The organism is uncultured Anaerotruncus sp. (genome assembly GCF_902490045.1).
Taxonomy (GTDB): domain Bacteria; phylum Bacillota; class Clostridia; order Oscillospirales; family Ruminococcaceae; genus Anaerotruncus.
The window spans coordinates 1-11,955 of record NZ_CABUCJ010000075.1 but is presented as its reverse complement, the minus strand read 5'-3'; the positions used below and the strand labels follow the sequence as shown (position 1 = coordinate 11,955).

At 64.2% G+C, this 11,955-nt stretch carries 15 protein-coding genes; 5 read left to right on the top strand and 10 right to left on the bottom strand.

Translation table 11 applies throughout. From position 1 onward, the window contains the following. The 10 genes from RDM88_RS08720 to RDM88_RS08675 all read right to left on the bottom strand — a co-directional run. Nucleotides 1-1,092, bottom strand: a 1,092-nt coding sequence (locus RDM88_RS08720; RefSeq protein WP_308754470.1) for an AI-2E family transporter, incomplete at its 3' end; no start/stop codon positions are given. A 12-nt stretch (nt 1,093-1,104) separates the two neighbouring features. After that, a complete protein-coding gene (locus RDM88_RS08715) occupies nt 1,105-2,013 on the bottom strand; it encodes a DMT family transporter (protein WP_308754469.1) in 909 nt (302 codons plus the stop codon). Nucleotides 2,014-2,039: 26 nt separating this feature from the next. Further along, nucleotides 2,040-2,264 carry a hypothetical protein gene (locus tag RDM88_RS08710; protein ID WP_308754468.1) on the bottom strand — a complete coding sequence of 75 codons (225 nt, stop codon included), beginning with the start codon at nt 2,262-2,264 and terminating at the stop codon, nt 2,040-2,042. Continuing rightward, nucleotides 2,251-2,475 carry a hypothetical protein gene (locus tag RDM88_RS08705; RefSeq protein WP_308754467.1) on the bottom strand — a complete coding sequence of 75 codons (225 nt, stop codon included), beginning with the start codon at nt 2,473-2,475 and terminating at the stop codon, nt 2,251-2,253. Before RDM88_RS08705 ends, RDM88_RS08710 begins: the two co-directional genes overlap by 14 nt. A gap of 334 nt (nt 2,476-2,809) precedes the next feature. Continuing rightward, nucleotides 2,810-3,214 carry a NusG domain II-containing protein gene (locus tag RDM88_RS08700; protein WP_308754466.1) on the bottom strand — a complete coding sequence of 135 codons (405 nt, stop codon included), beginning with the start codon at nt 3,212-3,214 and terminating at the stop codon, nt 2,810-2,812. Further along, the gene (locus tag RDM88_RS08695; protein WP_308754465.1) at nt 3,211-3,921 is read right to left on the bottom strand and encodes a PHP domain-containing protein; all 711 of its coding nucleotides are present in this window, start codon (nt 3,919-3,921) and stop codon (nt 3,211-3,213) included. Before RDM88_RS08695 ends, RDM88_RS08700 begins: the two co-directional genes overlap by 4 nt. Before the next feature lie 34 nt (nt 3,922-3,955). Further along, a complete protein-coding gene (locus RDM88_RS08690; RefSeq protein ID WP_308754464.1) occupies nt 3,956-4,294 on the bottom strand; it encodes a hypothetical protein in 339 nt (112 codons plus the stop codon). A 15-nt stretch (nt 4,295-4,309) separates the two neighbouring features. After that, on the bottom strand, nt 4,310-5,632 hold the full coding sequence (locus RDM88_RS08685) for a [Fe-Fe] hydrogenase large subunit C-terminal domain-containing protein (RefSeq protein WP_302823253.1): 1,323 nt from the start codon (nt 5,630-5,632) through the stop codon (nt 4,310-4,312). 48 nt (nt 5,633-5,680) lie between these two features. Further along, a complete protein-coding gene (locus RDM88_RS08680; protein ID WP_302823254.1) occupies nt 5,681-6,106 on the bottom strand; it encodes an ATP-binding protein in 426 nt (141 codons plus the stop codon). Then, on the bottom strand, nt 6,099-6,455 hold the full coding sequence (locus RDM88_RS08675; RefSeq protein ID WP_302823255.1) for a DRTGG domain-containing protein: 357 nt from the start codon (nt 6,453-6,455) through the stop codon (nt 6,099-6,101). The genes RDM88_RS08680 and RDM88_RS08675 overlap by 8 nt, the downstream gene beginning before the upstream one ends. 308 nt (nt 6,456-6,763) lie before the next feature. Between RDM88_RS08675 and RDM88_RS08670 the strand changes: the two genes are divergently transcribed. Genes RDM88_RS08670 through RDM88_RS08650 form a run of 5 tightly spaced genes read left to right on the top strand, consistent with a single transcriptional unit; the run spans nt 6,764 to nt 11,821 of the window. Beyond that, nucleotides 6,764-7,258, top strand: a complete 495-nt coding sequence (locus tag RDM88_RS08670) for an NAD(P)H-dependent oxidoreductase subunit E (protein ID WP_302823256.1) — start codon at nt 6,764-6,766, stop codon at nt 7,256-7,258. Nucleotides 7,259-7,262: 4 nt separating this feature from the next. Further along, a complete protein-coding gene (locus RDM88_RS08665; RefSeq protein WP_308754463.1) occupies nt 7,263-7,817 on the top strand; it encodes an ATP-binding protein in 555 nt (184 codons plus the stop codon). Between the two features lie 43 nt (nt 7,818-7,860). Beyond that, entirely contained in the window at nt 7,861-8,241 is a 381-nt protein-coding gene (locus RDM88_RS08660) for a (2Fe-2S) ferredoxin domain-containing protein (RefSeq protein WP_308754462.1), read from the top strand. A gap of 18 nt (nt 8,242-8,259) precedes the next feature. After that, nucleotides 8,260-10,047: an NADH-quinone oxidoreductase subunit NuoF gene (locus tag RDM88_RS08655; protein WP_308754461.1), complete on the top strand. Its 1,788-nt coding sequence runs from the start codon at nt 8,260-8,262 to the stop codon at nt 10,045-10,047. 19 nt (nt 10,048-10,066) lie between these two features. Further along, nucleotides 10,067-11,821, top strand: coding sequence for an NADH-dependent [FeFe] hydrogenase, group A6 (locus RDM88_RS08650; protein ID WP_308754460.1), 1,755 nt, complete (start codon nt 10,067-10,069; stop codon nt 11,819-11,821). Nucleotides 11,822-11,955 lie beyond the last annotated feature (134 nt).

The window sequence follows — 11,955 nt, the reverse complement described above, 5'->3', positions numbered from 1 at the left end:
GGCGCGTCCGAGCAGGATATAGATGATTGCGAAGACGGGCGTGCCGAGGATCATGCCCGCCACCCCGAACAGCCCGCCGCCGATCGTCACGGCGAAGAGCACCCACAGCGGCGGCAGCCCGACCGAGCCGCCGATCACCTTGGGGGCGATGATGTTGCCGTCGACCTGCTGGACGACGACCACGAAGAGGATGTACCACAGGGCGCGAAGGGGGTCGATCATCAACAGGAGGAAGACCCCCGGCACCGCGCCGATAAACGGCCCGAAGAAGGGGATGATGTTGGTGACGCCCATGACGACGCCGATCAGCATCGCATAGGGGAAGCGGAAAACCGAAAGGCCGATCACGCTCACGATCCCGACGATCAGCGCGTCGAGCAGCTGCCCGGAGACATAGTTACCGAACGTTTCGATCGAGACCTGCGCCGCGCCGCCCAGCCATCCGGCGGCCCGCGCGGGCAGGAAGGCGCGCCCGAGGCGGCCGGCCTGGGAGAGCAGCTTTTCCTTGCTCATCAGCAGGTGGATGGATACGATGACGCCGATGACAAAGGTGACCACGCCGCCGCCGAACGAGACGACATATCCGAGCATCCGCGGGACAAAGTCGACGAGGAAATTCAGCAGCGCGTCCGCCGCCTGGGAGAACCAGGCGGAAAGCTGCTCGAGCGCCTCGGCGGGCAGGGCGAGCTCCCCCTGGAGCCGTCCGCCCAGCACCCGGAGGGATTCCAGATAGGCGGGGATGTTGTTGCCGAGCGTGACGACGCTCGCGGCCAGCTGCGGCACCACGACCCACAGCAGCACGCCGACCGCGGCGAAGGTGACCAGGTAGGTGGACACGAGCGAAAGCGGCCGCACCAGCCGGGCGGAGCGGGGGTTCCTCCCCTCCGCGAGCCGGTAAAACACCTTCTTTTCAAAGAGGACCATCACATTGTTGAGAATGAAGGCGATGGCCACGCCGGTAAAAAAGGGGGCCAGCAGGCCGCCCGCGACGCGCAGCGCCCCCGTCAGGCGGTCCATGTTGCTCAGCGCGAGGTAGAGGACCACGGTAAACGCCGATACGATACAGTAGCCCCTGATCTTCTGTTTGTCCAAAGCGCGCCCTCCTTACGGCGTATTGGCGGGCTGGGGCTGGTTCCTGCGCGGGAAGGTCCCCTCGGCGATCATGACGCCCATCAGGATGAGTCCCGCGCCCGCCAGCATCAGCAGGGTGATCCGCTCGTGGAGCACGGCGACCGACGCGAGCATCGTGACGAGCGGGTTGAGGTAGACGAAATTGTTGGCGCGCACCGCGCCGAGCTGCCCGACCACATGGTACCAGAGCACATAGCAGAGGGAGGAGGCCACGACCCCGAGGAAGAGCAGGTTCCCCCACACCTCGGGCAGGCGCAGCACCGCAGGGTCGAAGGGCGCGCGGTCAAAGAGCAGGCAGGGCAGCATGGTGACGATCGAATAGAAGAAGATGCGCCGGGTGATATAGACCGGCTGGTAGCGGCTGTCGATCTTGCGCAGGATGACCGTGTAAAACGCCCACGAGAGGGCGGCCGCCAGGGCGAGCAGGTCGCCCGCCGGGGAAAGCTTCAGCACGAAGTGTCCGTTGAAGACGACGAGGAAGATGCCCGCCATCGCGAGGAAAAAACCGTAGAACGCGTGGCGGGTGAGGCGCTCGTCCCGCGTGAAAAGGTGCGCCACGACCGACGTGAGGATGGGCGCGGCCGAGATGAGCAGGCTCACGTTGGAGGCCTGCGTATAGGAGAGCGCGGTGTTTTCCGCCAGAAAATAGAGGGTGCTGCCGCAGAGCGCCGCGGCGATGCAGCACAGCTCCTGACGCAGCCCCTCCGGGCGGTGAAATTTCGGATGGATGACGAGCAGCGCCGCGTAGGCGATCAGGTAGCGCAGCAGCATGATCTGCACGGGGGAGAGCCGCGTCAGCAGGATTTTGGTCGACACGAAGGTCGTCCCCCAGAAGAGGATCACGAGCAGCGCGAGCAGGGTGTAGAGTCTGTTTTTCTTCATCTGCGGTTCATTCTTTCCATTGGAAATCAAAGCGCGGCGACCGCGGCGGAGTTGAAGTTCTGCCAGAAGCCCTTGTCCTCCACCGCCTCGCGGAACTGGAAAAACAGAAAAACGCCGACGACCAGCACCGCCGCCGCGATCACCGCGGCGGTAATCCAGCCCGCGCGGCGGCGCGCCCGGTGGCGGTTCTGCTCCCGGCGTTTAATCTTATCAAAGTCAATGATCTTGCGGTCAGGGTCACTGTTGTTCATCGGCAAAGAACATCCTCCAGATCAAATAGGCATAGGAAGCGACGGCCGCCACCCACACAACCGGCGCGAGCTTTTTGAGGGGCTTTACAAAATACACCCCGAGCAGCGTGCCGATCGACAGCAGGCAGGTTTTGAAGATCGCGACGTCCCGGACGGAGAATCCCCGGAACCGTTCCATTCCCCAGTCGATCACCCGTTGTACCGCGTCCATGGCAATGCCTCCTTTTTTGACAGGCGTCCCGGCGGGCAGCGCCCGCCCCGTATAAAAAGTCTATCACAGTTTGTCTTTTTTTTCAACCGGGGGGAACTTTCGGGAAAGTTCCCCCCGGACCCCTTCAAAGCTTTTGGCGCAGGCAGGCCGCCCGGCGCAGCCGTAAGCGCGGGCCTTGCGGCAGGGAGGGTGCCCTGCGCGGCCGCAGACGCGCGGCGCGTGGGACGGAAAGCAGGCAGCCGCTTGCTTCTATCTTTCCCGCCCTGCGGCCGGTTCAAACGTCAAATTTCACGCGGCCGGATTTCTCCTGCCGCGCGTTTCCGCCGCGCGCCGTCTAGGGGTGGTCCGACTCGGTGACCCACCGGGCCCCGTCGCCGGGCGGCAGCTCCCCGCGCTCATAGCAGACGAGGGTGGTGCGGTTGGGCATGCAGACCGCCCGTTCGCCCGGCGCGCCGCACCATCCGGTGCGTTCGCAGATGTGGTCGGGACAGGTGACCCCGACAAAGCGCGCACGCCCGTCGGCGACCTCAAAGGAGACCGGCCTGCCCGTCTCCCCCTCGATGCGGAAGGTGTAGGGCCGCGCGGTCCTGCCGAGGTCGATGCGGCAGAACTCCGCCCCGTCCACCGAGACGACCGCCACCGTGTCGCCCGAGCGCGGCCAATAAAAGAAAAGCGCCAGTCCGGCGCACACGGCGACCACCGCCGCGAGGATGATCCATTCGATTCTTTTCATTTTCATGCGAGGCGCTTCGCCAGCCCTTCAAAATCCACCGTGTCGAGGTGGATGCAGTGTTCCCGCTCGGAGAGGTTTTCGAGATAGTGCGCGTCCGAGCTTGTAACGATAGCGTACCCCTCTTTGTACGCCTGATTCCTCCCGTCCGCGAAGAACGCCTCCGGGTTCGCGACCTCAAGGGCGCGGAAAGCGCATTCGGGCGGGATGAAGCCGAGGTTGGAGAGCACGCTGTTGCTCGCGCGGTCGATGTGCGCGGGATAGCAGAACCCGCCGTAGCCCCTGACGAGCGCGGGCAGGTCGGAGATTTCGATCGTCGTCGCGTTGATGAGCAGCTTCTGCTCGAGGCCGGCGGGCTCGTCCCGCCAGTCGAGGATCTGCTGCGGGCCGAAGATCTCGGGGACGTTGTCGATGTCGGGCAGGCGTTCATGCACATACCCGTCGAAATCCATCGCATTTTCCAGTGCGGGGAAGAGGCAGACGACGTGCACCTCCTCGGCGGTCGTCAGCTCCATGCCCGGCAGCACCGTGAGGCCTGACCCCTCGGCGGCGCGCAGCAGCGCCGGGCAGTTTTTGGAGGAGTTGTGGTCGGTCAGCGCGATGAGGTCGAGCTCTTTCAGAAGCGCCATGTTGAGGATGTTGTTGGGGGTCATGTCCATGTCCCCGCAGGGGGAGAGGCAGGAGTGGATATGCAGGTCATAAAACACCGGCCGCATCGGTTCGCCTCCTCTCCCAAATTCGCCGACCCCGCTAGGCCCCGGACATGCGGGTGTGGATGTCCAGCGCGGCGTCGAAGACCGGCTTCTCCGACCAGAGCACCGCGATATCGTTCATCTCCGCCTTGCTTTTGGCGTCGTCGTCGAGCGCCGCGCCCTCGGCGAGCACCACGCAGGCCACGTCGGCCAGCATCGCCACCGCCATCGCGTTGACGTTGCCCATGACCGTCACCCACGCGCTGTCCGCGGGGGCGCGCCCCATCACAAAGCTGAGCAGGTCGCAGCTGTAGACGCTTTCAATCTTCCGGCCGAGGGAGTCCTCCCCCGCGAGGATTTTAAGTCCGGCCTGTTCGGCAAGCTGTTTTACCGTCATGTCGATTCCCCCCGGTCATTCCTTTTCTTCGGTCTCCGCCGCCGCGACCTTGGGCATCACGCTCGAAAGCCGCCGCAGCCCCTCGGCCATCCCGCGGATCTCCTCGCGCAGCTTGAAGATGCACGCCTCCTCGGTGGCGAACCCCCGCACGATGTCCTCGGCGAGCGCCTTGCAGGAGGGCGCGCCGCACGACCCGCAGTCCATGCCGTAGAGCCGCCCCTCGATCTCCCGCATCATCTTCATCTTTTCCATCGCGGTGCGGATGTCCGCGTCCAGTTCGAGCACCGGCTCGTATTCGACCGGCGCGTCCCAGGTGTAGGGGGAGAGGTCCTCCTGCCCGAGGTGGTTGCAGGAGACGGGCCGGTATTTGCGGATGCGCTTGAGCTTGGCCTTGGCGACGTAGGGGTTCTCCACCCCGAGCACCCCGCCGACGCAGCCGCCCGAGCAGGCGTTGAGTTCGACGAAGTCGAGGTCGTAGAACTTCTCGTCCTCGAGGTCCTCGAGCACGCGGATGACGTTTTCGATGCCGTCGGCCGCGAGATACCGCTCCTTGAGCGCGGCGGCGGCCTCGCCGCCGCTGCTGCCCCAGCCGATGCCCATCCGGCCCGCCCCCGCCATGTCCACCGAGGCGGGCACCTTGCGCATGAGGCTGATCAGCTTGGGGTAGACCTCCCGGATGGCGAGCACCGCGTCGACGGCGCTCTTCTCGGTGCCCAGCGGCATCTTGACCGCCGTCACCTTCGCCGGGCAGGGGGAGATGAAGATCGCGCCGATCTTTTCGGGCGCCAGCCCCGTCTTTTCGGCGGCGCGCGCCTTGGCCACCCGCGCGGCCACCTCGATGGGCGCATGCAGCGGGAGGATGTTGTCGATGAGCTCGGGGAAGCGCACCCGGATGAGCCGCAGCACCGCCGGGCAGGCGGAGGAGATGACCGGGCGCTTGATGTCCTCGCGCATCATATACCGACGGGTCGCGTCGCTCACGAGCTCCGCCGCGCGCGCGACCTCGTAGACGTCGTCGAACCCCATGAGGGTCAGCGCCCCGAGGATGAGGTCGATGTCGTCGAGGTTGTTGAACTGCCCGTAGAGGCTCGGCGCGGGCAGCGCGATCTTATAGTCGAAGCTGTCCATCACCGAGATGGGATCGAAGATCGCCTGCTTGGCGTGGTGCGGGCAGACCCGGATGCACTCGCCGCAGTCGATGCACCGCTCCTTGATGATCTTCGCCTTGCCGTTGCGCACGCGGATGGCCTCGGTGGGGCAGCGCTTGACGCAGTTGATGCATCCGTGGCACTTATCCCGGTCCAGGGTCACCGAGTGGAAGAAGTTCGTGGTATCCATCATGACGGCCTCCCAGATAAATCCTGCCCGCCCCGGGGGAAACGCGGATCAGGCGACGTACACCTTCATGTTGACGGTGGTGCCGACGCCGACCTCGCTGACGACCTCCATCTCGTCGGAGTATTTCTTCATGTTCGGCAGGCCCATGCCCGCGCCGAAGCCGAGGTTGCGCACCTCCTCGGGCGCGGTGGACCAGCCCTCCTGCATGGCCAGCGAGATGTCCCTGATGCCCGGGCCGTGGTCGACCAGCTTCATCGTGACCGCGTCGGCCGCCACCTCGACGGTGATCTGCCCGCCGCCGCCGTGAATCACCATGTTGATCTCCCCCTCGTACATGGCGATGGCGACCTTGCGCACCACCTGCGGGGAGAGGCCCAGCTTTTTGAGGACTCCCTTGACGTCGCTCGACGCCTCGCCCGCGCGGGTGAAGTCGTCGCCCGGGACGTCGTAGGTGAGGTTGATCGTATCAGACATCGGTTTCACAGCCACCCTTCAAGCCGTTGTCGTAAAGCCGCCCGCAGGCGGTAAACATGCGGTAGGGGGTCGAAAGCACGGCGATCCCCCGCTGGCGCGCGAGGGAGAGGATCTGTTCGTCGGGGCGCTTGCCGCGCACGAAGACGATGCAGACCATGTCCATCATTTCGGCGGTGCGCACCACCTGCGAGTTGACGAGCCCGGTGAGCAGCACGCTCTGGTCCTTGACATAGGCGAGCACGTCGCTCATCATGTCGCTGCCGCAGGCGGTATGTACCTCGGCCTCCATCGAGTCCCCCTCGCAGAGGACCTCGGCCTTGAGAATCCTGGCGATATCGCTGACTGTCATGGGCCATTGCTCCTTTCGGAAATCGGGAAAGCGGTTGGTCTATACCATAACATTATATCATTTTGCGCGCGGGGCCGCAATGACCGGGCCCGCCAAAATCCCCCGCCAAAAGCTGTGGAATCTGCGGAGGGGCTTGAAATTGGAAAAGTCCGGAAGCCTTTGTCGAATTGTCATGAAAATCGTTTCATTTTTGCGAAAATTCCGGGGGATTCATCTGGACGGCATTACGATTTTCTGTTATAATCATAACAATTCTATAATGGTGCTGTACGCCCTTTGCGTACGGCAATGCCAAGGAGGTAAGACAGATGGCGAACACGAAAACCGTGGTCCCCTTCACCGGCACCGCTGAGCAGGAACAGCGGCTGCAGAAGGTGATCGAGGAGCACAAGGGCCAGAAGGGCGCTCTGATGCCGGTTTTGCAGGGCGCGCAGGAGATCTACGGGTACCTTCCGATCGAGGTGCAGAAGATGATCTCCCTCGGGCTCGACATCCCGCTGGAGGAAATCTACGGGGTCGCGACCTTCTATTCCCAGTTTACCCTCAACCCCAAGGGCCAGTACAAAATCTCCGTGTGCCTGGGCACCGCCTGCTACGTCAAGGGTTCGGGCGATATCTTCCAGAAGCTCCAGGAGAAGCTCGGCATCCAGTCGGGCATGTGCACGCCCGACGGCAAATTCAGCCTCGACGCCTGCCGCTGCGTGGGCGCCTGCGGCCTTGCGCCGGTCCTGATGGTCAACGACGAGGTCTACGGCCGCCTGACGGTCGACGACGTCGACACCATTCTCGCCAAGTACCAGTAACGCCATGCAGGAGCTTTCGCTGAACGTGCTGGACATCGCGCAGAATTCGGTCCGCGCGGGCGCCTCGCTCATCGAGATCACGGTGGACGAACAGCCCGCGGCCGACACCCTCACGATCACCGTGCGGGACGACGGCTGCGGCATGACCCCCGAGCAGGTGCAGCGGGTCACCGACCCGTTCTTCACCACGCGCACCACCCGCAGGGTGGGGCTGGGGGTGCCGTTTCTCAAGATGGGCGCCGAGATGACGGGGGGAGGCCTCTCGATCGAATCGGAGCCGGGGAAGGGCACCGCCGTGACGGCGGTATTCGGCCTCACCCACATCGACCGCATGCCGCTCGGCGATATCGCGGCGACCGTCGCCTCGCTCGTGCAGTGCAACCCCGACATCGACTTCACCTACACCTTCCGCCGCGGGGCGGGGGAGTTCACCGCCGACACGCGGGAATTCCGGCAGGTGCTCGACGGCGTGCCCCTCTCGGAGCCGTCGGTGGTCGGGTTCATCGGCTCGTTCATCCGCGAAAACACGCAGGAGGTTTTAGACACGCAGGCGTCCTGACGGCAGGACGCGCAACCACATTGTGGACGGAGGAATCTTACATATGAAAAGCTTAGCGGAGCTTCAGGCTCTGAGGGACAAGGTCAAAACCAACATGGGCATCCGCGCCGACGACAGCGGCAACACCCGCGTCGTGGTCGGCATGGCCACCTGCGGCATCGCCGCGGGCGCGCGCCCCGTGCTCCAGGCGTTCACCGAGGAGGTCGCCAAGAAGAACCTCCAGAACGTCACCATCGCCCAGACGGGCTGCATCGGCATCTGCCAGTACGAGCCGGTCGTCGAGGTCTTCGAGCCCGGCAAGGAGAAGGTCACCTACGTCAAGATGACCCCCGAAAAGGCCGCCCAGATCGTCCAGAAGCACCTGATCAACGGACAGGTCGTTCAGGAGTACACCATCGGCGCGGTCGCCGGCGGCAAGCTGTAAGAAAGGAGGAAGCGCACCATGTATCGTTCCCATGTGCTTTGCTGCGGAGGTACGGGCTGTACGTCCTCCGGTTCGGCAAAGATTATCGAAGAGTTTGAAAAGGAAATCGCCGCGACCGGGCTCACCGAAGAGGTCAAGGTCGTCAAGACCGGCTGCTTCGGCCTCTGCGCGCTCGGCCCCGTCGTCATCGTCTACCCCGAGGGCTCCTTCTACTCCCGCGTCAAGCCCGAGGACGTCAAGGAGATCGTCGACGAGCACCTGCTCAAGGGCCGCATCGTCAAGCGCCTGCTCTACACCGAGACGGTCGTCGAGGACAAGATCAAATCCCTCGACGAGACCGACTTCTACAAGAAGCAGAAGCGCGTCGCGCTCCGCAACTGCGGCGTGATCGACCCCGAGGACATCAACGAGTACATCGCCTACGACGGCTATATGGCGCTGGGCAAGGTCCTCACCGAGATGACCCCCGAGGACGTCATCGAGACGCTCAAGACCTCCGGCCTGCGCGGCCGCGGCGGCGCGGGCTTCCCGACCTGGCTCAAATGGAACTTCGCCAAGGCCCAGCCTCCCGGACAGAAATACGTCTGCTGCAACGCCGACGAGGGCGACCCGGGCGCGTTCATGGACCGCTCGGTGCTCGAGGGCGACCCCCACTCGGTGCTCGAGGCGATGGCGATCGCCGGCTACACGATCGGCGCGAACCAGGGCTACATCTACGTGCGCGCCGAGTACCCAATCGCGGTCAAGCGCCTCGAGATCGCGCTCGGCCAGGCCCGCGAGATGGGCTTTTTGGGCAAGAACATCTTTGAGACCGGCTTCGACTTCGACATCGACATCCGCCTGGGCGCCGGCGCCTTCGTCTGCGGCGAGGAGACCGCGCTCATGACCTCGATCGAGGGCCACCGCGGCGAGCCGCGTCCCCGTCCCCCCTTCCCGGCGGTCAAGGGCCTCTTCGGCAAGCCCTCCATCCTCAACAACGTCGAAACCTGGGCCAACATCCCCCAGATCATCCTCAACGGGCCCGAGTGGTTCGCCTCGATGGGCACCGAGAAATCGAAGGGCACCAAGGTCTTCGCGCTCGGCGGCAAGATCCACAACACCGGCCTCGTCGAGGTCCCGATGGGCACCACCCTGCGGGAGATCGTCGAGGAGATCGGCGGCGGCTGCCCGAACGGCAAGAAGTTCAAGGCGGCCCAGACGGGCGGCCCCTCCGGCGGCTGCATCCCGGCCTCGCTGATCGACACCGAGATCGACTACGACAACCTGCTCGCCATCGGCTCGATGATGGGCTCGGGCGGACTCATCGTCATGGACGAGGACAACTGCATGGTGGATATCGCCAAGTTCTTCCTCGAGTTCACCGTCGACGAGAGCTGCGGAAAGTGCACCCCCTGCCGCATCGGCACCAAGCGCCTCTATGAGATGCTCGACCGCATCACCCGCGGCGAGGGCAAGATGGAGGACCTCGACAAGATGGAGGAGCTCTGCTACTACATCAAGGAGAACGCGCTGTGCGGACTCGGCCAGACCGCGCCCAACCCGGTGCTCTCGACGCTGAAATATTTCCGCGACGAGTACGAGGCCCACGTGAAGGAAAAACGCTGCCCGGCGGGCGTCTGCAAACACCTGCTCCAGTACCAGATCGTGGCCGACAAGTGCAAGGGCTGCACCCTCTGCGCGCGCAACTGCCCGGTCGGGGCCATCGCCGGCACCGTCAAGAACCCGCACGTCATCGACCAGTCCAAGTGCATCAAATGCGGCGCCTGCATCGAGAAATGTAAGTTCGGCGCGATTGTGAGAAAGTAAGAAAGGAGCGTGCCTGGATATGGAAAAAGAAATGGTTAATATAAAGATCAACGGTATGCCCTTGTCCGTGCCGAAAGACAGCACCATTCTGGAAGCGGCCCGCTATGCCGGCATCCAAATCCCGACCCTGTGCTATCTCAAGGAGATCAACGCGATCGGCGCCTGCCGCATCTGCGTGGTTGAGGTCAAGGGCGCCAAATCCCTCGTGGCCGCCTGCGTCTACCCGGTCAACGAGGGCATGGAGATCCTCACCCACTCCAAAAAGGTTTACGAGTCCCGCAAGATCACCCTCGAGCTGATCCTCTCCACCCACAAGAAGGAGTGCCTCTCCTGCGTGCGCAGCGGAAACTGCGAGCTGCAGAAGCTCTGCCACGACTTCAAGGTTGAGGACGAACACCGCTACGAGGGCTCCAACCCCGAGTGGCCCAAGGACGACAGCGCGGTCCACATGGTCCGCGACGACAACAAGTGCATCCTCTGCCGCCGCTGCGTGGCTGCCTGCGCCAAATGGCAGGGCATCGGGGTCATCGGCCCCAACGAGCGCGGCTTCAACACCCACATCGCCTGCGCGTTCGAGCAGAACCTCGGCGAAGTGGCCTGCGTCTCCTGCGGACAGTGCATCGTCGTCTGCCCGACCGGCGCCATCTACGAGAAGGACCAGACCAAGGACGTCTGGCGCGCGCTGCACGACCCGACCAAGCATGTCGTGGTCCAGACCGCGCCGTCCATCCGCGCCACGCTGGGCGAGGCGTTCGGCATGCCGATCGGCTCCAACGTGACCGGCAAGATGGTCGCCGCCCTGCGCCGCATGGGCTTTGAAAAGGTGTTCGACACCGACCTCGCGGCCGACATGACCATCGTCGAGGAGGCCCACGAGTTTGTCGAGCGTGTCAAGACGGGCGGCGTCCTGCCCATGATCACCTCCTGCTCGCCCGGCTGGGTCAACTACTGCGAGCACTACTATCCCGACATGATCCCCAACCTCTCCACCTGCAAGTCGCCGCAGCAGATGTTCGGCGCCACGGTGAAGACCTGGTACGCCCAGAAGATGGGCTGGGATCCCAAGGACGTCTTTGTGGTCGGCATCATGCCCTGCACCGCCAAGAAGTTTGAGGTCCGCCGCGACAACGAGGACGCGGCCGGCGCCGGCATCCCCGACGTCGACGTCTCCCTCACCACCCGCGAGCTCGCACGCATGATCGACCGCGCGGGCATCGACTTCACCTCCCTGCCCGACGAGGATTTCGATTCCGCCATGGGCGAGTCGACCGGCGCGGCCGTCATCTTCGGCGCGACGGGCGGCGTCATGGAGGCGGCGCTGCGCACCGCGGCAGAGTGGGTCGGCGGCAAGCCGCTGCAGGACGTCGATTTCAAGGAGGTCCGCGGCACCGAGGGCATCAAGGAGGCCAGCTACCAGATCGGCGACCTGACGGTCAACGTGGCGGTCGCGTCCAGCCTCTCCTGCGCCCGCAAGCTGCTTGACCAGGTCCGTTCGGGCATGAAGAACTACCACTTCATCGAGATCATGGGCTGCCCGGGCGGCTGCGTCAACGGCGGCGGCCAGCCGGTCCAGCCCGCGAGCGTGCGCAACTTTGTCGACCTCAAGGCGCTCCGTGCCAAGGCGCTCTACGACGCCGACGAGTCGAAGCCCCTGCGCAAGAGCCACGAGAACCCCGAGCTGCTCAAGATCTATGAGGAGTATTTCGGCGAGTTCGGCAGCCACCTGGCCCACCGCATCCTGCATACCTCCTATGTGGAGCGTCCGCACTTCTGATTTTTCGTTCAAAAGCCCCCGGAAGCCGCTGCTTCCGGGGGCTTTCTTTTTTTGCCGCTTATCGCGCGGTGGAGTTTGTCGGAGGTCGACCGACGGCGGTTTTAGATATGTCGCTCACCGAGCGGCGCAGTTTG

What these genes read in the sequence shown, in the direction of transcription:
- RDM88_RS08715 (WP_308754469.1), bottom strand. Translation starts at nt 2,013, where the DNA reads ATGAAGAAAAACAGACTCTACACCCTGCTCGCGCTGCTCGTGATCCTC.
- RDM88_RS08710 (WP_308754468.1), bottom strand. Translation starts at nt 2,264, where the DNA reads ATGAACAACAGTGACCCTGACCGCAAGATCATTGACTTTGATAAGATT.
- RDM88_RS08705 (WP_308754467.1), bottom strand. Translation starts at nt 2,475, where the DNA reads ATGGACGCGGTACAACGGGTGATCGACTGGGGAATGGAACGGTTCCGG.
- RDM88_RS08700 (WP_308754466.1), bottom strand. Translation starts at nt 3,214, where the DNA reads ATGAAAATGAAAAGAATCGAATGGATCATCCTCGCGGCGGTGGTCGCC.
- RDM88_RS08695 (WP_308754465.1), bottom strand. Translation starts at nt 3,921, where the DNA reads ATGCGGCCGGTGTTTTATGACCTGCATATCCACTCCTGCCTCTCCCCC.
- RDM88_RS08690 (WP_308754464.1), bottom strand. Translation starts at nt 4,294, where the DNA reads ATGACGGTAAAACAGCTTGCCGAACAGGCCGGACTTAAAATCCTCGCG.
- RDM88_RS08685 (WP_302823253.1), bottom strand. Translation starts at nt 5,632, where the DNA reads ATGGATACCACGAACTTCTTCCACTCGGTGACCCTGGACCGGGATAAG.
- RDM88_RS08680 (WP_302823254.1), bottom strand. Translation starts at nt 6,106, where the DNA reads ATGTCTGATACGATCAACCTCACCTACGACGTCCCGGGCGACGACTTC.
- RDM88_RS08675 (WP_302823255.1), bottom strand. Translation starts at nt 6,455, where the DNA reads ATGACAGTCAGCGATATCGCCAGGATTCTCAAGGCCGAGGTCCTCTGC.
- RDM88_RS08670 (WP_302823256.1), top strand. Translation starts at nt 6,764, where the DNA reads ATGGCGAACACGAAAACCGTGGTCCCCTTCACCGGCACCGCTGAGCAG.
- RDM88_RS08665 (WP_308754463.1), top strand. Translation starts at nt 7,263, where the DNA reads ATGCAGGAGCTTTCGCTGAACGTGCTGGACATCGCGCAGAATTCGGTC.
- RDM88_RS08660 (WP_308754462.1), top strand. Translation starts at nt 7,861, where the DNA reads ATGAAAAGCTTAGCGGAGCTTCAGGCTCTGAGGGACAAGGTCAAAACC.
- RDM88_RS08655 (WP_308754461.1), top strand. Translation starts at nt 8,260, where the DNA reads ATGTATCGTTCCCATGTGCTTTGCTGCGGAGGTACGGGCTGTACGTCC.
- RDM88_RS08650 (WP_308754460.1), top strand. Translation starts at nt 10,067, where the DNA reads ATGGAAAAAGAAATGGTTAATATAAAGATCAACGGTATGCCCTTGTCC.